Source organism: Paenibacillus sp. SC116, from assembly GCF_024733555.1.
Lineage (GTDB): Bacteria > Bacillota > Bacilli > Paenibacillales > Paenibacillaceae > Paenibacillus_B.
The window spans coordinates 1,047,636-1,073,567 of sequence record NZ_JANIOF010000001.1 but is presented as its reverse complement, the minus strand read 5'-3'; the positions used below and the strand labels follow the sequence as shown (position 1 = coordinate 1,073,567).

16 protein-coding genes are annotated in these 25,932 nt (G+C 45.1%); 6 read left to right on the top strand and 10 right to left on the bottom strand.

Annotation, left to right across the window (positions count from 1 at the left end; all coding sequences use genetic code 11):
• Positions 1-5 precede the first annotated feature (5 nt).
• Both asnS and NQ117_RS04360 read left to right on the top strand, forming a co-directional pair.
• Positions 6-1,301 (top strand): asparagine--tRNA ligase, encoded by a 1,296-nt coding sequence (gene asnS, locus NQ117_RS04365; RefSeq protein WP_258276771.1) that lies wholly within the window; start codon positions 6-8, stop codon positions 1,299-1,301.
• Positions 1,302-1,491: 190 nt separating this feature from the next.
• The gene (locus NQ117_RS04360; RefSeq protein WP_258276770.1) at positions 1,492-2,181 is read left to right on the top strand and encodes a DnaD domain-containing protein; all 690 of its coding nucleotides are present in this window, start codon (positions 1,492-1,494) and stop codon (positions 2,179-2,181) included.
• Positions 2,182-2,220: 39 nt separating this feature from the next.
• On the opposite strand, the gene NQ117_RS04355 is transcribed toward NQ117_RS04360, so the two are convergent.
• Positions 2,221-2,418, bottom strand: coding sequence for a hypothetical protein (locus NQ117_RS04355; protein ID WP_258276769.1), 198 nt, complete (start codon positions 2,416-2,418; stop codon positions 2,221-2,223).
• A gap of 177 nt (positions 2,419-2,595) precedes the next feature.
• Between NQ117_RS04355 and NQ117_RS04350 the strand changes: the two genes are divergently transcribed.
• Together NQ117_RS04350 and NQ117_RS04345 are read left to right on the top strand one after the other, a co-directional pair.
• The gene (locus tag NQ117_RS04350; protein WP_258276768.1) at positions 2,596-11,232 is read left to right on the top strand and encodes a beta strand repeat-containing protein; all 8,637 of its coding nucleotides are present in this window, start codon (positions 2,596-2,598) and stop codon (positions 11,230-11,232) included.
• Positions 11,233-11,297: 65 nt separating this feature from the next.
• Positions 11,298-13,310 (top strand): DUF7507 domain-containing protein, encoded by a 2,013-nt coding sequence (locus tag NQ117_RS04345; protein ID WP_258276767.1) that lies wholly within the window; start codon positions 11,298-11,300, stop codon positions 13,308-13,310.
• A gap of 127 nt (positions 13,311-13,437) precedes the next feature.
• Here NQ117_RS04345 and mtnB read toward each other — a convergent pair whose 3' ends face one another.
• The 8 genes from mtnB to NQ117_RS04305 all read right to left on the bottom strand — a co-directional run bounded on the left by mtnB (position 13,438) and on the right by NQ117_RS04305 (position 22,152).
• Positions 13,438-14,076, bottom strand: coding sequence for a methylthioribulose 1-phosphate dehydratase (mtnB, locus tag NQ117_RS04340; RefSeq protein ID WP_258276766.1), 639 nt, complete (start codon positions 14,074-14,076; stop codon positions 13,438-13,440).
• 44 nt (positions 14,077-14,120) lie between these two features.
• Positions 14,121-14,798, bottom strand: a complete 678-nt coding sequence (locus NQ117_RS04335) for a 2-hydroxy-3-keto-5-methylthiopentenyl-1-phosphate phosphatase (RefSeq protein ID WP_258276765.1) — start codon at positions 14,796-14,798, stop codon at positions 14,121-14,123.
• A complete protein-coding gene (locus NQ117_RS04330) occupies positions 14,795-16,012 on the bottom strand; it encodes a 2,3-diketo-5-methylthiopentyl-1-phosphate enolase (RefSeq protein WP_258276764.1) in 1,218 nt (405 codons plus the stop codon). Before NQ117_RS04330 ends, NQ117_RS04335 begins: the two co-directional genes overlap by 4 nt.
• Positions 16,009-16,881: a pyrroline-5-carboxylate reductase gene (gene proC / locus NQ117_RS04325; RefSeq protein ID WP_258276763.1), complete on the bottom strand. Its 873-nt coding sequence runs from the start codon at positions 16,879-16,881 to the stop codon at positions 16,009-16,011. The genes NQ117_RS04330 and proC overlap by 4 nt, the downstream gene beginning before the upstream one ends.
• Before the next feature lie 260 nt (positions 16,882-17,141).
• Entirely contained in the window at positions 17,142-18,389 is a 1,248-nt protein-coding gene (locus NQ117_RS04320) for a glutamate-5-semialdehyde dehydrogenase (RefSeq protein ID WP_258276762.1), read from the bottom strand.
• Between the two features lie 96 nt (positions 18,390-18,485).
• A complete protein-coding gene (gene proB / locus NQ117_RS04315) occupies positions 18,486-19,586 on the bottom strand; it encodes a glutamate 5-kinase (RefSeq protein ID WP_258276761.1) in 1,101 nt (366 codons plus the stop codon).
• A gap of 641 nt (positions 19,587-20,227) precedes the next feature.
• Positions 20,228-21,424, bottom strand: coding sequence for a pyridoxal phosphate-dependent aminotransferase (locus NQ117_RS04310; RefSeq protein WP_258276760.1), 1,197 nt, complete (start codon positions 21,422-21,424; stop codon positions 20,228-20,230).
• 188 nt (positions 21,425-21,612) lie between these two features.
• A complete protein-coding gene (locus NQ117_RS04305; RefSeq protein WP_258276759.1) occupies positions 21,613-22,152 on the bottom strand; it encodes a type IV secretion system protein VirB6 in 540 nt (179 codons plus the stop codon).
• Positions 22,153-22,309: 157 nt separating this feature from the next.
• On the opposite strand from NQ117_RS04305, the gene NQ117_RS04300 reads away from it, so the two are divergent.
• On the top strand, positions 22,310-23,128 hold the full coding sequence (locus NQ117_RS04300; RefSeq protein ID WP_258276758.1) for a carbon-nitrogen family hydrolase: 819 nt from the start codon (positions 22,310-22,312) through the stop codon (positions 23,126-23,128).
• Positions 23,129-23,350: 222 nt separating this feature from the next.
• Here NQ117_RS04300 and NQ117_RS04295 read toward each other — a convergent pair whose 3' ends face one another.
• A complete protein-coding gene (locus NQ117_RS04295) occupies positions 23,351-24,304 on the bottom strand; it encodes a LysR family transcriptional regulator (RefSeq protein WP_258276757.1) in 954 nt (317 codons plus the stop codon).
• A 192-nt stretch (positions 24,305-24,496) separates the two neighbouring features.
• Between NQ117_RS04295 and leuC the strand changes: the two genes are divergently transcribed.
• Positions 24,497-25,918: a 3-isopropylmalate dehydratase large subunit gene (gene leuC / locus NQ117_RS04290; protein ID WP_258276756.1), complete on the top strand. Its 1,422-nt coding sequence runs from the start codon at positions 24,497-24,499 to the stop codon at positions 25,916-25,918.
• The last annotated feature ends 14 nt before the right edge of the window (positions 25,919-25,932 follow it).

Genomic DNA, 25,932 nt, shown 5'->3' with positions numbered 1-25,932 from the left:
AGACAATGGCAACTACATGTGTCATTCGTGAAGTTAGCCGTCATGTGGGCGAAGAAGTCCGCATCGGGTGCTGGCTTCATAACAAGCGCTCCAGCGGCAAGATTCAATTTTTGCAGCTGCGTGACGGAACTGGCTATATTCAAGGTGTAGCAGTACGCAGTGACCTGCCAGAGGAAGTATGGGAAGCGGCAAAGAGCCTAACACAAGAAAGTTCCATGTACGTAACAGGAACGATTCGTGCTGAAGAGCGCTCCAAATCTGGATTCGAGATGACAGTAACGGGCATCGAAATTATTCAGATTACGGAAGAATATCCGATTACGCCCAAGGAGCATGGTGTTGACTTCTTGATGGATCATCGCCACCTTTGGATTCGTGCACCGAAGCAGCGTGCAATTCTAACGGTTCGTGCGGAAATTATTCGTGCGATTCAGCGATTTTTCGATGAGCGCGGTTTTTCTCTTGTAGATCCGCCAATCTTAACACCTTCTTCTTGTGAAGGTACAACAAATCTGTTCCATACGAAATATTTCGAAGAGGATGCTTTCTTGACACAAAGTGGTCAGCTTTATATGGAAGCAGCGGCTATGGCTTTAGGAAAAGTGTATTCCTTCGGTCCAACGTTCCGTGCAGAGAAGTCGAAGACTCGTCGTCACTTGATCGAGTTCTGGATGATCGAGCCAGAGATGGCATTCGTTGATCATGAAGAGAACCTTCGTGTTCAGGAGCAATTTGTCTCCTTTGTTGTTCAGTCTGTATTGAAAAACTGTCGTGCGGAATTAGAGACGTTGGGACGTGACGTTTCCAAACTTGAAAAAGTTGTTGCTCCATTCCCACGCATCACATATGATGAGGCCATTCAATTCTTACAAGACAATGGCTTTGATATTCCATGGGGTGAAGATTTCGGTGCTCCTCACGAAACAGCTATCGCTGAGAAATATGAGACACCAGTGTTTATCACGCATTATCCAACGACAATTAAGGCATTCTATATGAAGCCAGATCCTAATCGTCCTGATGTTGTGCTCTGTGCAGACATGATCGCACCAGAAGGATACGGAGAAATTATCGGTGGATCCCAGCGTATCGACGATCCTGCACTTATGGAAGAACGTTTCAGTGAACATGAATTGTCCACAGAAGCTTACCAATGGTACATGGATCTTCGTAAATATGGAACAGTTCCTCACTCTGGTTTCGGTCTTGGATTGGAGCGCACGGTCGCTTGGATCTGTGGCCTGGATCATGTTCGTGAGACGATTGCATTCCCACGTACGCTATATCGTTTGTATCCATAACAGAACATCCTAATAAGATGAATACATACATCCCGTACTACTTTTGTGGTACGGGATGTATTGTCTTTTCCATTACAAAAAAGAGAAAATTATGAGACAATAGGACAATCGTGGAGATTCATAAGGTCTACTGCTTTTGAAGTTAATAATTTAATTAAGTACTTTTGATTAAGATACAGGAGGGGATCGTGTGAGTGCGGATGATGTATGGCGAGCTTATGCAAAGGGAATCGCCCGCCAAATGCAAAATGGTCAACTATCGATTCCTAATATTTTGTTCACTCATTATAAACGTCTTCAATTATTAGACATTGAAGTGATGCTGCTTATTCACTTGATGGATTTTAAACAAAATGAGTTCAAGGAGTTCCCAACGATTGATGAAATAAAAGAGCGAATGAGTTCTAACGAATCTGTAGTGATTGGATCATTGCAGCGTCTTATGAAAGAAGGTTTTTTGTCGATCGATGAACATTTTGATCTCATTACCCAAGTACAGGGAGAGCGCTACAATCTAGAAGGTTTATGGGAGAAGCTTGCCGTCATGCTTACTGAAGATATCCGAGAGGAACGCCAACGTCAAAGACAGCAGACTGGAGAGCGGGCAGAGGATAATAAGCCTAACTTGTTTGACATCTTTGAAAAGGAATTCGGAAGACCTTTATCGCCAATGGAATGTGAGACGATTGCTGGCTGGATTGACGATGATCATTATTCGGAACCGATTATCCTTATGGCATTGAAGGAAGCTGTATTTGCCGGAAAAGTACATTTCCGTTACATTGATCGCATTCTATTGGAATGGAGTCGTAACAAAATACGTACCGTTGAGGATGCCCGTAACTTTACACAGAAGTTTCGTGGAAACGGTCGTTCATAATGAAGCCCGCTGCCAGTTTATCGCAGCGGGCTTTAAGTTTTATTTGTTCGTTTTATTAGGGGACAAGTTTGCATCCTTTTGGTCTGCAACATTTTGCAAAGTGACGGATGCAAATCCAGATAAGTTCAGCCCCACCACATGGCGAATGAGGTGTTGATGCAGGTCGTCCAGCAGCTTCTTCTCTTCTGGGCTGCTTATTTGCGCATAAATTTGCAGAGAAACTACATCTTGAGACATGTTAACCCTCCTTAATACGTTACTAATATTGTATGAAAAAGGTTTAAAGGTGTAATGGACAATCTAACCGTATATTTAAACCAATTATGATAATTTGATGGCTGCAAGAGGAAATTGTCATATTCGTTTCTTGTCTTTTCATAGAATGGGAACGAATAACGACAGGGCGGTGAAGGGATGGCTTTTGTTGTCAGGTATAGTGATAATCAGAGAGGCGCCATCACATTTACAGGGAACACGCTCGGCCTTAGTCGATCAGATACGGTGGGCGTACCGGGGACGCTAGATAGCATAGGCGCCTTCACAACCGTCGACACGTCTTTAAAATTTGGCTCGTATCCTTCGGGTACGACATCAAACTACACATTAAATAGCGCTGCCGCTGTGTTAGTCATTCCGTCGGGAAGTACTGTGTTGTACGCGGAGTTAATCTGGGGTGGCACTTATGTTAACGGTAATGTCAACTTGACAGCGAATATTAACAATCCCGTTACTTTACGAACACCAGCAGGCACATCTTTCAACATACAACCAGACAGCGCGACTGCGCAAAGTGTGACGATGGCTACCGGCATTCTCGGTTATGTCAGATCAGCGAATATAACATCTATCATTAGCAGTACAGGTGCAGGCACTTACACAGTAGGAAATGTAGTCGGTACGATCGTAGTTCCAGATGATACGTCCAATCATGCGGGCTGGACACTTGCAGTTGTTTATTTGAACCCAACACTTCCATTTCGCAATATGTCTCTTCGTGTAGGCTCCTTGTACATTAGCTCTGGAGGTTCTGCTGTATCTACCTCGATAACGGGATTTGCTACACCAACGTCGGGTGCGGTTTCAGGAAGAGCGCTGTTTAGTGCCCAAGAGGGAGATGCGAATAGAACTGGGGATCAGGCCAAGTTTGGACCCAATACTAGCAATTTAACGATATTGAGCGGACCAAACAATTTTGCGAACAACTTTTTTGCTTCCCAAATTAATAAAGACGATGGCACCTTGGATACGAGCGGAACTTTTGGTACAAGAAATGCGGTAAATGGCGCACCCGGAACCAATATTTCAGGTGGCAGACAAGGCTGGGATATTACAAATGTCGATGTTTCCTCTACGCTAAGCAACAATCAAACAAGTGCAGTATTGCAACTAACTTCCTCAGGTGATGCATATCTAGTAAATGCCAATGCCCTTCAAATTAACATTAATTCACCGCAAGTAAATCTAACCAAATCGACCTCATCTACCTTTGCTGTAGTCGGAGACAACATCACGTACACGGTTGTTATTACGAATACAGGCTCATTAAATGCGACCAGCGCGGTATTTACGGATCTAATTCCTTCAGGTACAACACTTGTTGCCAATAGCGTTAGATTGAATGGGACAATATTGATCAACCCGAACTTGAGCTCAGGCATTACACTCGGAACCTTGACTCCAGGAAGTACGAACACCATTCAATTCACCATTAAAGTTGGATCAGTCCCAACTGGCTTCCAAGAAAATAATCAGGCGGTAGTTAGTTACTCCTTTCAAAGTATAACTGGAGGAACTACCGTCTCAGGTTCTTCTGTATCCAATGTAAGCAGTGTGCCTGTATTAGCGCCGGTTATCAATCTAGTGAAAACAGGGAGTTCTACCGCTGCAACAGTAGGCGATACGATTACCTATAACATTGCAGTTCAAAATACAGGAAGCATTAGTGCCAATGTAACGGTGACCGATCCTATCCCTAACGGTTCTGTATTTGTGCCGAACAGTGTAAGGGTTGGAGGTGTGCCGGTTCCAGGAGGGAATCCAGTGTCAGGTATCAATTCGGGGAACGTACCCCCTAACGGTACGGTTAACGTGAGCTTCGATGTAAACGTAACTCAAGTACCGACACCCCAGCAGCTGACCAACCAAGCTTCTGCTGCTTATACGTTCCAACCGCCAGACGGTAGAACGATAAGCGGCGCGTCCCAATCAAATACATTGTCGATCCCGGTATCCGCACCCAACGTAAATGTTGTCAAAAGTACAAATGTAACGGATGCAGTCGTAGGAGACGTTGTTACGTTTATGGTAAATGTAACGAATATCGGCATTTCCAGTGTGACCAATGCTGTGCTTATTGATCCAGTTCCTTCTTCAGGTTCATTTGTAGCAGGCAGTGTAACGATTGCCGGAGTTCCTCAGCCTTTAGCAAATCCGAATACAGGTATTGCAATAGGCACTATAGCAGCAGCCCAAACGATACCAGTCGCCTTTCAGTTCCGGGTCGATTCACTGCCTTCGGCGCCTAGCAATTGGAACAACCAGGCGACCCTAAGCTTTACGTCAGGGACGTTCTCAGGTACGTCAACATCTAATTTGTTAGTATTACCGATATACAATTCAACAGTAACAGGGGTCAAATCCGTTAATCAGACTGTTGCACAAGTTGGAAACACGCTTACTTACACCGTGCAGCTATCCAATACGGGCAATATTGCCTCGACGGTTGTGCTCACCGATAATATTCCTAGTGGCTCGGTGTTCGTTCCCAACAGCGTGACCGTTAATGGAGTCACGCAAACCGGTGCTAGTCCTACTGTTGGAATTCCAGTAGGGTCGATTGCCGCAGGAGCTTCATCCACGGTCACCTTTCAAGTCAATGTCGTTTCAGTACCTCTATCACAACAGTTAAATAATCAAGCATCTGTTAGCTACACGTTCCAACCTCCGAGTGGTCGGACCATAACGCGTACCGCCACTTCCAATACAGTTTCAATTCCCGTCTCTGCACCAAACGTATCTGTCGTCAAACAAACAAGTCGTACCGTTGCTGCAATCGGCGATATTATTCTGTACACGGTAAATGTAAGAAATCAAGGCGTGGACAATGTAACAAATGCCGTTTTGACGGACACTTTTGCAAGTGGTTCGACATTTGTACCGAACAGTGTCACTGTGAATGGTGTGTCACGTCTAGGAACAGATCCATCATCTGGGCTATCAGTTGGAACGATTGCTCCTGGTCAGACGATACCTGTTACGTTTCAAGTTAGTATAGACTCGATACCACAGCCAAGTGGCACATTGTTAAATCAAAGCACGGTACTATTTACTGCCGGCACATTTACAGGCACATCAACCTCTAATACCGTCAGCATTGCTGTATTCCAGCCTATTATAAGCGTCGCGAAGCAAGGAAGTGAGTCACGAGCTACGGTAGGAGACACCATTACGTATACAGTTACCATTCAAAATACGGGGAATTATGCAGCGACGGCTACCGTGACAGATACCATTCCTGCGGGTACAGCATTTATTCCGAATAGTGTCGCCGTAAATGGAATTCCTCAGCCAGGAAGTGCTCCGGGGACGGGGATATCAGCAGGCATTATCAATCCGGGTGGCAGTGCTATCGTTACGTTCCAAGTGAATGTAGCTTCATTACCGACTCCGCAAATTTTATCCAATCAGGCAAGCGTTTCATACAGCTACCTGCTTCCAGATGGACGGACTTTGACTGGATCTGTCCAGTCGAATACGTCAACAATTCCAGTATCGTCTCCTAACGTTGGAGTGGCGCTCATTGCTAATTTGCCGGATGTGACCATAGGCGACATTATTACGTATACGATAAACACAACCAATTCAGGCATTGGTAATATTGACGCAGTTATAGCGTCCGATCAGTTGGCAGTAGGAACGTCCTTTATTGCAGGCAGTGTTGTCGTCAACGGTGTCCCAGCCCCCGCTGAGGACCCACGGACTGGTATCCCGATAGGTGTTATCACGCCAGGGCAGTCTATTTCCGTTACGTTTCAAGTAAGAGTAGATACGCTGCCATCACCTGCGGTGTTGACTACGCAAGCGATCGTATCCTATACATCGGGGACATTCTCTGGAACATCGGCCTCGAATGCACTATCGATTCCGGTATATGAGCCGATTGTTACCGCTGCTAAGAGCGCCAATCTAACAAGAGCAACGGTAGGGGATACCATTACTTATTCCTTTGCAGTAGCGAATGCAGGCAATTATGCAGCCAGCGCCATTTTAACAGATACGATTCCTTCAGGAACAACTTTCGTGCCTAATACGGTTATTATTTCGGGTATAGCCCAACCAGATGCCAATCCGGCTGCTGGAATCCCGCTTGGTACAATCAATGCCGGGGAAACGATTACCGTAACGTTCCAAGTTAATGTTACGTCACTGCCATCCCCACAAACGTTGAATAACCAAGCGACAATTGCTTATAACTATCAACTTCCTTCAGGCAGAGCGATAAATAAGAGCATTGTGTCCAATCCACTATCCATTCCGGTGTCCGCTCCAAATGTATCTATTGCGAAAAACGTTAATGCAGTAGAAGCGACTGTGAATGATATTTTAATGTATACGTTAGCCATTACAAATGACGGTTTTGAAAATGTTACGAATGCGATTGTAAGTGATACGATTGCTACAGGGTCAACCTTTGTACAGGGAAGTGTAATTGTAGGTGCTGCCAGTCGTCCAACTGCTAATCCTGAGAACGGTATTAATGTAGGCACGATTGTGCCTGGACAGACGTTAAATGTGTCATTTCAGGTTCTAGTTACTTCGCTGCCGGAGCCTCCGTTCCTAACGAATACGGCTTCTGTCAGCTTTACATCGGGGACTTTTACAGGAAGCTCTACCTCGAATACGAGTTCCGTACCTATTTACGATGCGATCATACAGGGGACCAAATCTGCTAATATTTCAAATGCTACAGTTGGGGACACGATCACGTATACGCTTACTGTTAGCAACAGCGGTGATGTGCCTGCTAACACAATCGTGACCGATCCAATACCTGAAGGCACGATTTTTGTGCCGAATACGGTAACCATTAATAGTGTTCCGATAGCGGGTGCAAATATCGCTACTGGTGTCAATATTGGTTCGGTGGCACCGAGCACCGTGGTTGTGTTAACTTTCCAATTGAATGTGATTTCCTTGCCAGCGACTCAGACAATTAGCAATAGTGCTGCTATAGACTATTCGTTTATGTTGCCTTCAGGCCGTATCGTTTCTCGTTCGCAAATTACAAATACCGTTACGATTCCTGTATCCTCTCCAGATGTCAGGGTGACGAAGGCGTCGAATGTTACAGCGGTTGTCGTTGGTGACGAAGTGGTCTATAGCTTTACGGTTCGAAATAGTGGCATACAAAATGTGACGAACGCTATCCTTGTTGATCCGATTGCACCGGGATCTACCTTTGTTACGGATAGTGTCCTTGTAGATGGGTTTCCAAGACTAGGTGAGAATCCAGTCACGGGAATAACGTTAGGGATCATTGTGCCGAATCAGACGGTTACGATTAGCTTTAGTGCTAACGTGACTGCACTCCCTACATCTCAAGTGTTGACGGATCAGGCGACGGTGAGCTACACATCTGGAACATTTACAGGTTCATCATGGTCTAATTCCCTAACTATTGCAGTATTTCAGCCGATACTTGGAGCTGTTAAACAGGCCAATCAGACAGTCGCAACAGTTGGAGATATCGTTACGTATACGATCGTTGTTGCGAATTCGGGTAATATAAATGTCATCGGAACATTAATTGATAATGTACCTCCTGGTGCTGTACTGTTGGCCAACAGTGTTATTGTGAATGGCGAACCACGTCCAGGGTTGAATCCAGCAACGGGGATTCCGCTTGGCACTATTGAGGCAGGCGGTTCGGCGAGTGTGTCTTTCAAAATAAATGTAACGTCACTTCCTTCACCACAAGAGCTGGTCAATCAGGCGACAGTAGGCTATTCTTATTTCGCTCCAGATGGCCGTACCCTAACAGGTTCTCTGACATCCAATACCCTTACGATCCCCGTCTCATCACCGAATTTGACTTTGGCCAAAGAAGCCAACTATACCTCCGTAGGTGTAGGGGATACGATTACCTATTCTATTAACCTTACGAATACGGGTGTGGCACCTGTAACCGATGTAAGTTTGACCGATCAAATACCTGATGGGGCATCCTTTGTGCCGAACAGTGTAACGATAAATGGAATACCTATTGCAGGCGCAGATCCACAAACAGGCATCAGTCTGGGGACAATTGGATCAAGCACAACCGTGTTGGTTGCGTTCCAAGCAAATGTGAATGCTGTCCCTGTTCCGCCGACTTTCGTGAATCAAGCTACAGCATCCTTCACTTCGGGAACATTCACAGGAACTTCCACCTCTAACACAGTAGTGATTGCTGCATATCAGCCTGTTCTAGCTTTAGTAAAGAGCTCTGAATTATCGAATGCAACGATTGGAGATACATTTACGTATACGATTCAAGTTAGCAATACTGGCAACATTGCAGCGAATATTGCAATTACGGATCCCATTCCAAATGGGGCAGTATTTGTACCGAATACAGTCCTTGTAGGTGGAACACCGATACCTGGTGCTGATCCACAAGCTGGATTCAGTATTGGCAGTCTCGCAGCCAATGCAAGTGTACCTGTAACGTTCCAAGTGAACATCGTCTCGCAGCCAACACCTCCTATACTATCCAACCAAGCAACATCAGCATTTACGTATACATTACCTGACGGAAGAACATTGAATGGTAGTGCTGCATCGAATATCGTAAATGTCCCTGTCTCCGTTCCAGATGTTTCGCTTACTCAGTCGGCTAATCAAACGAGTGTGTCAATCGGGGACATCATTAGGTACTCAATCACGGCTACGAATAATGGATTTGAAGGACTTACGGCTGTTGTCATTACAGAGCCAATTCCTGCTGGAACTTCATTCGTACCAGATAGTGTGACCGTAAATGGAGCACCAGTACCTGGAGCCAATCCTTCAGCTGGTATCCCTATAGGAACGCTTAATTCAGGTCAGTCTGTAATCGTTAGTTATCAGCTACAAGTTAATTCAGTGCCAATTCCGCCAAACGTGACCACACAGCCAACGGTAACCTTTACACGCGGAACATTTACAGGTTCTACGGTGGCCGATCCGCTCAGCATACCTGTATTCGAAGCGACGTTAGAGGCAGTGAAAAGCGCAAATCATGCTGCGGCAAGTGTAGGAGACACGGTAACTTATACAGTTGTAGTAACGAATACAGGCAATATTACAGCGAGCGCTGTCGTGACCGATCCCGTTCCGACAAATGCCATATTTATTCAAAATAGTGTAACGGTGAATGGTGTCCCAGTGGCGGGAGCTAATCCGACTCTAGGTATTCAAGTAGCAAGTGATCCGAATGTAAGTGTAACCGTTACGTTCCAAGTTAATGTTGTAGCCATACCAGTTGGTGGAAGCATGAGCAATCAAGCGTCGGTCGCTTATTCCTTCCAACTCCCAGATGGAAGACCTAAGAGCGGGAATATAGTATCCAACACGGTAACGATACCTGTATTCCTGCCGAACCTTGATGTAGTGAAAAGTACAACCACAACGGAAGCAACGATAGGAGATACAATTACGTACAGGGTTCTGCTTACGAATACAAGCATTGAACCTGTTACGAATGTTATCGTCAATGATCCATTACCGATAGGAGCAAGCTTTGTAGCAGAAAGCGTTACGGTGAATGGGAATGCTGTGCCATCCGCAAATCCAGCGACAGGCGTATTTGTTGGGGTGATAGAGGTAAGCGCAACGGCTACAGTGACCTATCAATTAAGCGTTATTGCATTACCGCCAACACAATCCGTTGATAATACAGCTAGTGCATCATTTTCGCTTGGCTCCTACAGCGCGACCGTCCCATCCAATCCAGTCTCCGTTCCAGTATTCGAAGCAAAAATTGCTGCCTTAAAGAGTGCATCACGCACAGTAGCAACGGTAGGGGATACTTTGCAGTATACAATTGTTGTTTCAAATACTGGAAATACACCTGCAACTGCTGTATTCACGGATTCAACGCCGGTAGGCAGCGTGTTTGTCCCAGGCACGGTTACGATAAATGGAGCTGCTCAGCCTAGTGCCAATCCAAACACGGGATTTGCCATCGGTACGATTGGGGCAAGTGGATCTGTGAACGTTACTTTCCAAATCAATATCGTATCGCTACCGCCGTCTCAACAGCTGATTAATCAGGCGGATGTTGATTATACGTATTCGTTGCCTTCGGGACGTACCATAAGTGGGGCCATCCAATCGAATTCAGTAACCGTTCCCGTTTCATCGCCCGATGTTACCATCGGAAAATCAGCTGATGTAGCCGTTGCCGTATTTAATGATGTTGTGACCTATACGATCACAGTAACGAATAATGGCATTGAAACCGTAAATAATGCGGTTGTCTTTGATCCAGTTCCAATAGGCAGTGTGTTTATCTCAGGAAGTGTCACGGTAAATGGTGTAAGTGTGCCTGACAGTCAGCCTACTTCGGGAATGGATCTTAATACCATTGCACCAGGACAGACAGAAACGGTTAGGTTCCAAGTGCGTGTCGTTTCCTTGCCGAATCCGCCTACTTTATCGAATCAAGCTACGGTAAGCTTTACATCTGGCACATTCACAGGGACATCCGTTTCTAATACCGTAACGGTTGCTATAGTTCAAGCGATTATTACGGTGACCAAAACCATAAGCCAGAGTGAGGCGACGGTAGGGGATACTGTAACTTATACACTTGTGGCACGTAATGATGGCAATATAGGTGCCTCCACGGTATTAACTGACCCAATCGCAGAAGGAGGCACATTTGTTCCAGGCAGTGTTGTGATTGATGGAGTACCATCACCAGCTTCTAATCCTCAGACAGGGATTACACTGAACAACGTTGCTCCGGGAACATCGACGACAGTCACATTCCAAGTTGAAGTAACATCGCTCCCCCCCTCGACAGGCTGACGAATGAGGCGGCAGCTACGATACAATTTGAGCCTTATAGCGGGAGAACGGTCATATTCCAAACCATGTCTAATCAGGTGGCCGTCCCCGTCTATGACTCTGTCGTCAGCCTAGTGAAGCTAGCGGATGTTTCGGATGCAATTGCTGGTGAAGGTATTCAGTTTACTATTATTTTGACGAATAACTCGACCAGAACGATAAGACAAGCGGTTTTGACAAATATATTGGCTGAGTATTGCCGATTTATTCCGGGTACTGTAATTATTCAGGGAGTTGAACAACCACTTGCGACACCTTACGCCATTGTGCTTGCTGCAATCAATCCAGGTGAGAAAATTGTGATTCAATATTCTGTTTTGATTACTTATGTGCCACAACGAGAGACCACAAGCACACAAGCAGACCTGTCGTATCAAGCGAGTGGCGAACAAGAGCTGATCAGCTCCAATATGATATACCTGGAATTATTCCCATCTGCTGTACAATTGTCGAAGCAGGCAGAAGTGTCTGCCGTAATGGTGGGCAGTTGGTTTACTTATCAAATCAACGCGGCTCATAATGGACCTTTATCTGGAGACCTGCTGATCTTCGATAAACTGCCAACTGAAGTTGAATATATTCCGGGCAGTTTGATTGTTAATGGAGAACGTCGGTTAGGTGAATCACCAGAAACGGGCATATCCTGGAATCCATTTACGATGGGGCAAATCGTGAAGGTACGATTTGATGTGCGTGTAATTGCAAAGCCGAGTTCAGGAAGGTTGTTAAATGAAGTAGGAGCATTGTTCACTATAGATTTGCCAAGCGGTCGTAAAGCAGTCAGCACATATACGGCACAAGCAGAGCTAATTATTGTGTCAGAGCCGCTTATCGTTAGGAAATCTGCCTCGGCGTCTATTATTCAAGTAGGCTCAGAAGTAGGGTACACGATTACCGTTACAAATATATTGGCACATGCGCTTTATAACTTGTTTGTCATTGATTTGCTGCCGAGTGGCTTGCAGTGGATTCCAGGCAGCGTCACTATCAATGGATTGCCAGATCCGAATCGGTACGACTTATCTGCTGGTATTCGAATAGGAAGCCTCGAAGCAGGAAGCACGATCACTGTCGTATTTAAAGCAAAGCTTATTTCCTATCAGGTTAATAGGACCCTAGCGAATCAAGCATCGGTTAGGTATGTGGCTGAGCAGATCCAAGGCACTGTCTCTTCCAACATTGTTACGATTACCGCAGAACCAGGTCCGCCGATTCCGCCGCCACCACCGATTGATCCAGATCGCAAAAAGAAGTTAAGTATATATTTAGATCCTCATAGCATACCTCAACATGTGTTTGTAGGAGATGTCCTAAGCCTGCAATATGTCATTGAAAATATTTCAGATGATGATCTCTTCAATGTTCTTGTGAAATTAAACATGAACTCAAGCGGCGCATTCATTGTTGGCAGTTTGACTGTAAATGGCATAGTGTTAGATGGAAATCCATTTACTGGATTTGTCATTCAACAATTAAAGAAAGGCGAGAGAATCATTGTTCGTTTCCAAATACGAATCATTCCGTTGAGTGATGGAAGCAATTTGGTGATAGGTGGCGATATTTCATACGACTATCGTTGGGTGGATGAAGCGATCATTTCAGGTCAAGTAGCTATAATCCCAGCTAGTATTCAGTTGTATGATCCTTCACTAGTGGTTGCAAAGTCAGCCTCGACTAAATCTGCAACGGTGGGAGACTCTATTTCTTACACCTTAACGATTCAAAATACAGGTAATAGGACTTTGTCGCTGAATGTGACGGATCAGCTGCCTTCCAATTTAATGCTTGTGCCGGATACACTAACCGTAGATGGAGCAGCTTGGGAAGGAAGCTTTTTAACGAAAGGGATCACGATACTGAATGTGGAGCCGAATAAGACCATCCGTGTAAAGTATAAGTCGAAAGTGACCCATTATATAGATCGCGCTATTTCAAATACGGCATTAGTCATTGCCAAAGTCGTGGTTGCTACTGAGAGTAGGGAGTTTTCGTATTATTCTAATACTGTTGAAATCAAATTGTTGGAAGATGAAGAATAAAGACACCAATAAAGATTAATGGGAGTTTATGTTTAAAGAGTTTGCGAATTAAAAAATCCCGCTTCACTTTGAACAGTGGAGCGGGATTTTTTATGTAATTTTCAAATTCGAGTTTTCGAGTTATGAACTAGCGGCGAAGCAGGTCCATTCGATACACATACTCAAACAGGAATTCAAATGCTTCAAGGTGGCGCTTTGCTTCAAAGCTGTTTGCGCCCCACGCATAAATACCATGATTGCGCAGTACAATTCCAGGAATACTAGGATTTAAACTTTTAGTAACCTCTGGAACGATACTCGGAATATGTGCGTAATTAGGTACGATCGGTATTTCGATACGGGCATTCTCTTCCCAAATGTTAAATGCCTTAATTAATTCTACTGCTTTTACGGGAACAAAACCTTGATCACCATACACTTCAGATACGATATTGTTAAATACCGTGTGCACATGAAAAATGGCACCACAGCCAGTTAAACGATAGATTTCGCAATGAATGAGCGTCTCTGCGCTTGGCTTCAATGAAGTAGCATCTGTAGGCACACCATTCTCGTCGACGAGCAAATAGTCCTCAGGTGTATGAACCGATTTATCCTTGCCGCTTGCTGTAATTGCAAATTGAAACTGCCCATCTGTTATATCTCCAACTCTAACGGATAGATTGCCGCTTGTACCAGGAAACCAATGACGTGCAGCGAATTGTTCCTTAATGGAGCGGAGCTGTTGGAAAGCGTGCTGTTTCTGTTCGGCTGATAGAGTGATCAATGCACAGGGCTCCCTTCGTGTCTCAAGTAGAATGATGAAGTTATTTATGAAGTTCGGGAAACAATAGATCCAGACAAATGCTCGATAATATCATAGAACGTATCGAATGTCGCATGAGCAAGTCCAAGCTCTTCACATTTATCAACAAGCTGTGCACGAGCATACACGAATTCCACTAGCTTTGCTGCGGCAAAGTCAGTAACGCTGTCACCAATTACGATTCGTTCATACTGCTCAGCAGGGAATTGACGAACGATGGTAGTTTTGCACATTCCGCAATCATTCGTACATGGTTCTTGGCATGCGTGCGGCCATGTGATTCGAATACATTCACCGCTGAAGTCGCTGCCATTGCAATAAATATGATCGTGCGGAATATCGAATGGTTCTAGCAACGGATAGACAAAGAAGTCAATTCCGCCGCTTGTCACATAAAACTCAATCTCATTTTGTTTGCAGAATGTTAGAAACTCCTTAAAGCCAGGGCGAATAACAGCTTGGTCAATCGCTTGGTGAACAACCTGTTCTTTCATAGAAGCAGGCAGCAGGGCGAACATTTGACCGACACCATCGCGGATTGTGATGCGTTCTGCTAGTACATCCTCAACGATGTCCCGCCATCCTTCCGGATTAAAGTGCTTGATAAGCGCTACGATGTTGTCATTAGCCGTAATCGTTCCATCGAAATCACAAAAGATGACTTTCTTTTTCATGGTGTTCACTCTTTTGTCCCCCATATTTGAATCGCATGATGAAGTGCTTCATGATTCAGAGCGTACTCTTTCAGGCTTGTCCCTTGCAGGACTGCATCGATAGCTTGCACGAATGCTTGGCCGCCTCCAATAGCACCGAGCGGGTGTCCATGAACACCGCCTCCTGCATTGACGACAACATCGAGGCCGTAGTCGCGAATGATGAGTGGAACGAGGCCTGGGTGAATGCCTGCCGAAGGGACAGGGAAGCTTTGCTTCATTGGGCGAGACGTGTCTGTACAAGCTTCGCGAATGCCTTGCGTATCTTCCTTGGGCATCGTCACTGATCCATAAGGTGAAGGGAACAGTACAAAGTCAGCTCCAGCTAGACGAAGCAGCTTTCCTAGCAATAAGCGTGCTGATATTCCATAGTGTGGCGATGGGTACAAAGCACCTGCAAGAGCGGGATGTGCCATAATCGGAACGGATATTTCAGGATCAGAAGCCAACCCGTGCAGGGCATCATATCCATAGCTAAGTACATTAAACAGCAATGCATTCGCACCTGCATCAATCGCACGTCGTGCTTGATCACGCAGTTCAAAAGTCGGACCTGTCAAGTTAGCAGCGTAGAGCAGCTTCTTGCCTGTTGCTTCTTCTGCTTGTTTAGCGGCCTCTAGACAGATTTTAACTCGGTCTTGAATGGGCGTTAGCGGATTCTCAAATAGAATTTCGTCATCCTTGATCAGATCGACGCCGCCTAATGCTTGTTGATAGAATTGCTCGCGCAATGCATCAAGATCATGACCGATAACGGACTTGAAAATGCTCATGAGCAGGGGGCGATTGTATACGCCAAGCTGTTCTCGAATGCCTTCAATTCCGAATTTTGGTCCAGCAAAGGCTTGTTGGAACGAAGTTGACCAATCCAGATCAAGCAGCTTAACACGACCATCCATCGATAACTTGCCAAATACAGTTACGAGCATTGCTGGAATATCACGACTAAAGTTCACATCTGGGTAAGCGATGCGAACATCAGCATAGCGTTCACCAGGTATATCGCTATCGTGAATATGTACATCAACGACACGGCCAAGATGCTTCTGCATCGAGGCCTTCTTCGTTTCTGGAATGTCAGTCCAACTGCCCAACGTTAATCCAACTGCAATACTTTCTGCTTTCTTATGAAAATCGGCACGATCATCATATAAGCGGTACGTTGCTACGCAAGTTTCACTCAATGTATCTCCCTCCCAATCTCTGCGCCCATTTCAGCGGCACGAGTTCGAGCGCGATGTACTGCCGATTTCACCGCCTCTCCGACACCGTTTTGATCCATAATAGTGAGAGCTGCTAGTGTTGCTCCGCCAGGTGAACACACTTTACGTCGCAATTCGGCAGGCGATTCGCCCGTAAGTCGTACCATTTCAGCAGCACCGCGAACAGTCTGTACGACTAAATCATGGGCTTGCTCAGGCTCTAGTCCTTCTTGGATGCCTGCTTCAATCATGGCTTCCATTAAATAGTATACATAAGCAGGGCCACTTCCGGAAACCCCTGTTATTGCATCAATTGAAACTTCTTCTACTTCAGCGACAATGCCAATCGCTTGTAATAGATTTATTGCAATCTCACGCTGCTCAGCAGTTACCTCGGAAGAGTAGCTTACACCTGTCGCACCAAGCCCAATTGTGCTGGACGTATTCGGCATGGTGCGTACAACCGCGATCGAACCGAGCATCCGCTGGAGAGAATCAATGGAAAGTCCAGCGATGACCGAGATGACGAGGCAGTCTTTACGCAAAAGAGAGCGCAATTCATGGCATGCTTCTCGTACATCTTTTGGTTTCATCGCCAAAATAATAATGTCCGCTTCGCTGAGCCAGCGGCGTTTCGTATCGATATCGTTGTCGGCTTGGATATGATAGCGTTGACGAAGCTCAGTTAAACGTTCTTGGTTGCTACGATTAATCATTTGGATCTGGCTAGGAGCCGTTATGGATTGCTTCAGCATGCCGCGGACAATCGCTTCTGCTTGGGATCCTGCACCAAAGAAGCAGTAGGTTAGTGCTTTCTTGCTTGTCATTGCATTTACAGTGGATTGGTTCATGGTATGGAAACCTCCTATATCAAATATGTGTGCGCAGTCACTTATTGATTCGTTATCTATTTGTAGGTTGATCGGCATCACGTGAATAAACATGTATCTGTCTGTTAATTGTTGCTAGTATTATTGCAGTGCATCGTGTAGTGTGCTTGTGTAACGTGCAGCTTACACGTATACAAGTAACCCGTCATTCAATCCTCATGTTGTCCAAGGTTGAGGAAGGGATGACGGGTGGCGGCACATATGACCAATTACGCTTGAGATTAACCTCTAATCTGTCCAGTTCCGCTTATTCTGTACTTACTGGATGTCAATGCAGGAAGACCCATTGGTCCACGAGCATGCAGCTTCTGGGTACTGATTCCGATTTCAGCACCGAAGCCGAATTCGAAACCATCTGTAAAGCGAGTAGATGCATTATGGTATACAGCAGCTGCATCAACTTCTTGTAAGAAGCGTGATGCATGCTCATCATTTTCCGTTACAATGCATTCGGAATGCTTCGTACCAAATTGAGTGATATGCAGTAGTGCTTCTTCTAGAGAATCGACGATGCGAACGTTAAGAATATAATCGTTATATTCGGTTCGGTAATCTTGATCGGTTGCAAGCGTGATATGTTCAACTAGTTGTTGGGTACGCGGGCAACCTCGCAGTTCTACATCACGCTCTTGAAAGGCTTGCAGCAGCTTCTGCGTCTGTTCCACAGCATAGTCACGATGGATGAGCAGCGTCTCCATAGAGTTACAAACGGATGGACGCTGAACTTTGGCATTGTAGGCGATTTGGTGAGCCATTTCAGCTTCTGCACTAGCATCAATGAACGTGTGACAGATGCCAGCACCTGTTTCAATAACAGGTACAGTAGCATTACGCACAACATTTTGAATTAATGAGGCACCTCCGCGAGGGATGACCACATCTAAGATGCCATTTAAGGTCAACATTTCATCTACAGAAGCTCGATCTGCGTCTTCAATATATTGCAATGCATTTTCAGGAATTGCTGTTTCGCGTAATGCTTGATGAAGTACAGCCACGATGCGTTTGTTCGTTTCAAGGGCAGCTGATCCACCACGGAGTACTACAGTATTTCCTGTTTTAAGGCAAAGTCCTGCAGCGTCGACTGTCACATTGGGACGAGCTTCGTAAATCATGCCGATGACACCTAGTGGTACGCGTATTTGCTCGATCTTCAAGCCATTAGGGCGTTCGAATGCATGCAGCACATCACCAACAGGATCTTGCAGATCTACAATCAGGCGAAGACCTTGTGCAATGTCAGCAATGCGCTCCTCGTTGAGTGCAAGTCGGTCGAGCAGCGATGTGCTGATTCCATTTGTTCTGCCACGTTCCAAATCGAGTTTGTTTGCTTCGATAATCGATTGTTGTTCCGTAATGAGTTGGTCGGCCATGTGCAGTAAGGCATTATTTTTATCCTCTGTCGATAACCGATTCGTAACAACGGCCGCTTGCTTGGCAAGCAGTGCCTTATTTCTCACTTCACTCATCTCTGGTTCCTCCTCTTACAGTTGTTTCTTTATGATTTAGTAGCCTGATTAACAATGATAATTAGGACACCCGGTAATCCTGATAAAGAAGCATACTTATCGCAATGTAACCCATTCATCTCTATGGATGACTTCAATCCGGGGTACGTTTAGTTTTTTTAATACATCAGCAGTTGTGCAGCCAGCAACTTGCATGAGTTGGTCATGTTCATAATTGACGATTCCACGACCAATGACTTTACCGTCGATTCCGGTTACTTCAACAACATCCCCTGCGTGAAAGTCTCCTTGAACGAGATGGACGCCTACAGGGAGCAAGCTGGAGCCTTTTCCTAGCAGTGCTTGCTCTGCACCTCCATCGACGACAATCGTTCCGAGCGGAGTAGAGTGGAAGCCGAGCCATTGTTTCTTAACAGGGAGGCCATTTTGCTTTGTTGCAAAGTATGTGCCTGTACCGACTCCCTCTACCGCGCGCCTCAAATCACCATCTTGTTGAACGCTTCCAACGAATGCTTTAACACCGCCTCGCATTGCGATTTTAGCAGCATCCAATTTAGAGCGCATTCCGCCTGTACCGACTGTGCTTCCAGCGCCACCAGCATAGCTATAGATTTCTTCAGTGATCATTTCAATATGTTCAAACTTTTTAGCATTCGAATCCTTGCGTGGGTCTGCTGTATATAGTCCATCTGTATCTGTAATAATAACGAGCTGGTTTGCATGTACGAGATTAGCCACAAGTGCTGACAATGTATCATTATCACCGAACTTCAGCTCATCCACAGAAACGGTATCATTTTCGTTGACGATAGGAATGACGCCTTGTTTGATTAGCTCTTCAATGGTCATCCATGCATTATGCCCGCGTTTACGATTCGCAAAGTCCTGTCTCGTAAGTAAAATTTGTGCGGCAGTAACGCCTTGTGAATTAAATTGTTCTTGATACGCTTGCATGAGAAGCGCTTGACCGACAGCAGCAGCTGCCTGCTTCTCGTGAAGTTGTTTTGGACGAGTACTGTAGCCGATTCGTGTAAACCCTGCTGCAACTGCACCGGATGTGACAAGAACGATTTGGTGTCCATTCGCTATGATGGAAAGGAGCTCATTGGCAAAGAAGGCAATTTTGCTGCGATCCAATCCGCCTTGTTCGGACGTTAATGAGCTGCTGCCTATTTTGACGACAATACGTTGATTCATCGGATTCACCTTCAATAATTCTTTAGGTTGGCAAGGAATAGGTACAAGCTATCTACATCTGATCTGACGCGTTACCTGAGCAGAGGTAGTAGTATCCGGATGTCATTCAAGAATCTGCGACATCTGCCACTAGAAAACAAAAAAGACTCTCGTCCAATAAAGGACGAAAGTCTTGGCTTCCGCGGTACCACCTTAGTTGAAGAAACCGAATGTTATGTAGTCTAAATAACAAACCGGAAATCTTCCTGCTTTATCCAATAACGGAGGAGTTCCGTTCAGGTCAGGACTTATCGCATACATGTCACTCCACATGAGATGGCGTATTGCCATTGCGATAGGAATCCATGCTGACCGCTCAAGGGTAGGTTTCGACGAGGGGCTACGGCGGGGCTTTCAGCCGGTGGCTCCCGCTCTCTAATCGTGCCTATGCTCGTGTACTGGTCCTGTCATCGCGTTTCAAGATTAGATTACTTGCACTTTCCACTGCTTTAATTTCTCAGTAGTTTACCATGAGATTACATCGCTGTAAAGGAGTGAAATGTCTGCATCGTGATTATAATCAGTTTGCGCGATTAGAGCTAACAATATTAAGATTGGTCAGCATCAAAAAATATATGATTCATGCAGAAATTATCGTTTCATTAACCAAATAAATTTAGTTTGCCTATACGGTCGATAGCTTCCTGTAAGCGTGAATGATCAGCGAGTAGGCCGAGGCGTACATATCCTTCGCCATGTGTACCAAAGCCAATACCAGGAGCTACAACGACATTTGCTTGTTCCAGCAATAAATCGGCAAAGGCAGCAGAACTATAGCCAGAAGGTACAGGCAGCCATGCAAAAAAGGAACCCGGTGATGGTGTAACTTCCCAACCTATTGATTTCATCGCATCGAAAAGCGTATTGCGGCGCGTTTCATACGTGTGTACAAGATCATCTACGCATTGTTGTGATCCGCTAAGAGCAGCAGCAGCAGCATCTTGAACAGCTCCGAACAAGCTGACATACATATGATCTTGCATTAGGTTGATTAGTCTAATGAGTTCTGCATTACCGACAGCAAATGCTACACGCCATCCAGCCATGTTATACGTTTTGGACATGGTGTAGAATTCAATACCGACTTCTTTTGCACCAGGTGTTTGAAGGAAGCTAATTGGTGTATGACCATCAAAGCCGATTGCACCATAAGCAAAGTCACTCGCCACAACAATTTGGTTGCGTTGAGCAAACTCCACGGTTTGTTCATAAAAGGCTGCATTTGCAATCGCTGATGTCGGATTGTTTGGGTAGTTCAAAAACATCAACTTAGCCCGCTTTAATGCATCGCTTGAGATTGCATCATAATCTGGCAAGAAGTCATTGGCTTCTGTTAATGGCATCATAGCCATTTCAGCTCCAGCTAAGGCTACGCCAGACCAATAATCTGGGTACCCTGGATCGGGCACTAAACATACATCGCCTGGATTGAGTAGAATTTGACTAATTTCTACAAGCCCTGTCTTTCCACCAAATAAAACGGCTACTTCAGTCTCAGGATCAAGTTTAACTTGATAATCTTCGAGGTATCGTTTAGCAACAGCTTCTTTCAAAAAAGAAAAGCCACTGAACGGTGGGTAGCGATGATAAATAGGCTTCTCTACCGCTGTCTTCATTGCTTGAACAATATGATCAGGCGTGGGAAGGTCAGGATTGCCTTGCCCTAGATTAATGACATCATGGCCTTCAGACATGCGTGCATTCGCTTTTTTAACCAACTGTGCAAAAAACTGCGTCGGCAAATGCTGCATGCGCGACGCAGGAACGATAGGAAAGGAACTTTTAGAGCTCATGGTCATTCTTTCTCTCACACTCCGGAATATGATTTGACATGCCATGCTTATGCACGTAAATGTGCAATGTTAGCTTCAGCGATAAGGCTTATAATACTTGCCTTAAGTCGATAATTTAGCATGTTTTTCCTAGTGTGTACAGCCTTTTTGATCAAATTAGCAAACCCCAATTTTGAAGCTGTTCATTATAACCATTATTGTTGTTCTGCTCCCGGAAGCATCGGCTTCATCAGCTCTTCCATAAATGGTTGGACATTATGTTTAAATTCGAGTAGAAACGGTTTCCGCTCAGGTGTAAATACGAGTAACAAAGGCTTCTTGTCAGGACAATAAATAAGAAACACATCATTTGTTTGAAAATCAATCCTAGGTAGTTTCACCTGGAATGGATTAGCTAGTGCGATGCGGACGATGTAGCCGCACTTGCTTCCTATATTTAATTGTGGCGATAGGCCTGTAACTGATTGAAGCCATTTTGCTGCTTCTGCTTGAACGGCAGGCGTGTTAGGCAATGTCTTTACGATCCGTTCTTGCTGCATATCAAATAGTTGAACTTGCGGAAGAGGTTGAGATGCCCCTTCAGGTGAGACAGCAGGAGCAGCAACTGATGTCTGCATCGTGTGCTGATTTTTTGGAATCGCACCAGCGACATTCGGCATGATGACAAGCAGGACAGCGCATAGTAAGGCGCATATGTTGCGTAAAAGTTTGACTTGCGTAGCTGAAAAATTCATACGTCAACTCCTAACAATAGATCTATAGTGGCTAGTGGCGAAAACATCCAAAAAACATCAAATTGTACTTGGAAACTGCTTTCCTTACTGTACCCACCTTGACGTGTTTCCATGAAAGGGTATGATGGTAGAAACTACACATTTTGGAGGGTCGTCGATGAACAAGACGTGGAACGTATGCGCCATTCAAATGAATATTCGAATTGGGGAGCCAGAACGCAATGTTGACGAAGTAATAAAGCAGATTGAAGCGTCAGTTGCAGCTCATCAGCCTGATGTTATTGTTCTTCCTGAAATGTGGAATACAGGCTATGCGCTTGACCGTGTGCATGAGTTGGCAGACGAGGGTGGAAAGCAAACATTGAAGCTGTTATCAGAATTGGCATCCTTGCATCGTGTTCATATTGTTGGGGGATCTGTAGCAATAAAAGAAGACGGACAAATTCGTAATCGGTCTTACATTGTTAACAAAGAGGGCAAATTGGTTCATTCCTATGATAAAGCACATTTATTCAAATTAATGGATGAACATGTTTACTTACATAGCGGGGATGAGCTAGGTATATTCGAATTAGATGGAGTAAAGTGCGGTATTATCATTTGCTATGATTTACGTTTCCCAGAATATATCCGCAGCTTGGCTTTACAGCATATTGAAGTACTATTTGTCCCTGCTCAGTGGCCTAATCCGCGTCTTCATCATTGGAAAACCTTGCTGACAGCACGTGCGATTGAGAACCAAATGTATGTAGTTGCCTGCAATCGGATGGGGACGAGTATCGGGTCGGATGGCAAGCCAACTTCTTTCTTCGGTCATTCCACGATTATTGATCCGTGGGGTGAGCTGATTGCAGAAGGAGATGACCAGGAGCGTTTCGTTCATGGCGAACTCACGATTTCATTGGTACAAGAGGTCCGCAGCCGTATTCCAGTGTTCGAGGATAGACGTGAAAGTCTATATCGATTGCAAAAGTAGACATAATCACTTACAGCTAAAATATAGGTGGGCAAGCTAATTCGTAGCAAGGTTAACGAACACAGCCACCGTTTCAACTTTAAACTACCTGAGGGAGGGAGAGCCTTTCCTCAGGTAGTTGCGTATATAGTCGTTTATATAGAAAAGTGATGTTGAATAAGAATACGCGACTATATCACTGATTTGTAGAGAAAAAACATGCTGGAATCGTCTAAAGTTGCTTTATGGCTTATAGGTATTCGTTGTAGCTGCGCGAACACGACTGCTAAATTGAGCGCTCAACGTATCTTGCAGCGTTTCCTTAAATGCTTCTGCTGCCTTAGACATATATCTGCCGCTCCGATAGGCAAGTACGAGCGTACGAGAAGGCTGTCCTTCAAGTGCGACGTATTGCGGAACGAACTCACTACGTGGTGCTGTCGCAATGAAAGCCGGAACAAGCGCGACGCCCATTCCGGTAGCCACTAGAGATTGCACGGTTTCAATATTGCTGCTCTCGAACACGATCTGCGGCTCGAAGCCAGCTTGACTGCATAAATCCATCGTAATCTGTCGAAAACCTTGTCCTCGCTTTAAAAAGATAAAAGGCTCATCTTTAACATCTGCAAGTGGTATTCCCGTTGATGATTCAGAAATAGTCGCCGTAGCTAATCGGTGATTTCTCGGTACGGCAAGTACGATTTCTTCTTCCAATATAGGTTCATATTCGAGTGATGGATCCGACAAGGGAAGCGATAGCAAGCAAAGGTCATTTTTTCCTTGTGCTGTCAATTTCACTAGATTGGAAGTCGAAGGTTCCTCTGTAAGTACTAGTTCAATATCAGGATATCTTCGATGGAAAGATGGAAGCACATGCGGTAGCAGATGAGAGCCTGTAATAGGCATCGTGCCTATCGTGACCTTTCCGGCTTTCGTTTGTGAAATATCAAACATTTCTTTTTTGAGCTGCTCCAAGGAGTCAATAATCGCTTGCGCACGTTCAACGAATACCGTTCCAGCATGTGTGAGCTCTACGGAATTGGTCGTCCGTTGGAACAGTAGGACGCCTATTTCCTTCTCGAGCTTAGATAGTTGTTGACTCAATGAAGGCTGCGCAATATGAAGTTTTTCCGCTGCGCGTGAGAAATTACGCTCCTCCGCAATTTGGATGGCGTATTGTAATTGTCTTATTTCCACCGTGAGTCCTCCTCTTTATAGCCTAAACCTATCAATATTATAGATATTATATCTTGGAACAATTAAGAAGGAAATGGTATATTGAGTCCCAAGATAAATAGATTGGTGTAGTCAATGCGGGACGAACGCATCTGATTCACAGATAAACGTAAAGAGAAAAAAGCTGCATATCACTTGATGAGGTGAGGAAACATGTCAAAGAAGACGCTATACGAGAAAATTTGGGATCAGCATGTCATTGTACAAGAAACAGGAAAGCCTAGCATTCTATATATCGACTTGCATCTCGTTCATGAGGTTACTTCCCCGCAAGCATTTGAAGGATTGCGTTTGAGTGGTCGCCCAGTTCGTCGTCCAGACTTGACTTATGCGACGATGGATCATAACGTTCCAACGAAAGATCGTTTCAACATTACAGACCCAATTTCCAAGCAGCAAATTGATACTCTTTCACAGAACTGTGCTGATTTCGGCGTCCGTTTGTTTGACTTGAATGACATTGATCAAGGTGTTGTTCACGTAATGGGACCTGAGATTGGTTTGACGCATCCTGGCAAGACCATCGTTTGTGGCGACAGTCATACTTCTACGCACGGTGCTTTTGGTGCGTTGGCGTTTGGTATCGGAACGAGCGAAGTGGAGCACGTATTGGCAACGCAATGCTTACAGCAAGCTACGTCAAAGACGATGGAAATTCGCTTTGTAGGCAAGCGCAATGCAGGTGTAACGGCTAAGGATATGATTCTCGGAGTTATTGCTAAATACGGAACAGACTTTGCGACTGGATACGTCATTGAATATACAGGTGATGCCATTCGTGAGCTTACGATGGAAGAGCGTATGACGGTTTGCAACATGTCCATTGAGGGCGGCGCGCGCGCTGGTCTTATTGCGCCAGATGAGACAACTTTCAATTATTTGCGTGGTCGTCAATATGTGCCGCAAGACGAGGCTTACGATGCAGCAGTTGAGCGCTGGAGACATTTTGTAACCGACGAGGGAGCTTATTATGATGTTGTCATCGAGTTCGATGTTGAATCGTTGATTCCGCAAGTAACTTGGGGAACGAGTCCAGGTATGGGTACAGACATTACTGCTGCTGTTCCAAACCCTGCTGACTTTGAGACAGAGAACGAGCGTAAAGCATCTGAGAAGGCTTTGGAATATATGGCGCTTACGCCAGGTACACCAATGACAGATATTGAAATTGATTATGTATTCATCGGATCATGTACAAATGGACGTATAGAAGACTTACGTGCGGCTGCTGCTGTGGCTAAAGGTCATACGGTTAGTGATCGCGTAACTGCAATCGTTGTACCAGGCTCAGGACGCGTTAAAATGCAGGCGGAACGTGAAGGTCTTGACCGTATCTTTACGGAAGCAGGATTTGAATGGCGTGAAGCGGGTTGCAGTATGTGCTTGGCGATGAACCCTGACGTGCTTCAGCCAGGTCAGCGTTGCGCATCCACGTCGAACCGTAACTTTGAAGGTCGTCAAGGTCGTGGTGGACGTACGCATCTTGTATCCCCAGCGATGGCAGCAGCTGCTGCGATTAAGGGTCGCTTCTTTGATGTACGTAGTTGGGAATTCAAAGCAGAAGTGTTGAACTAGTAGAGGAGGACGAA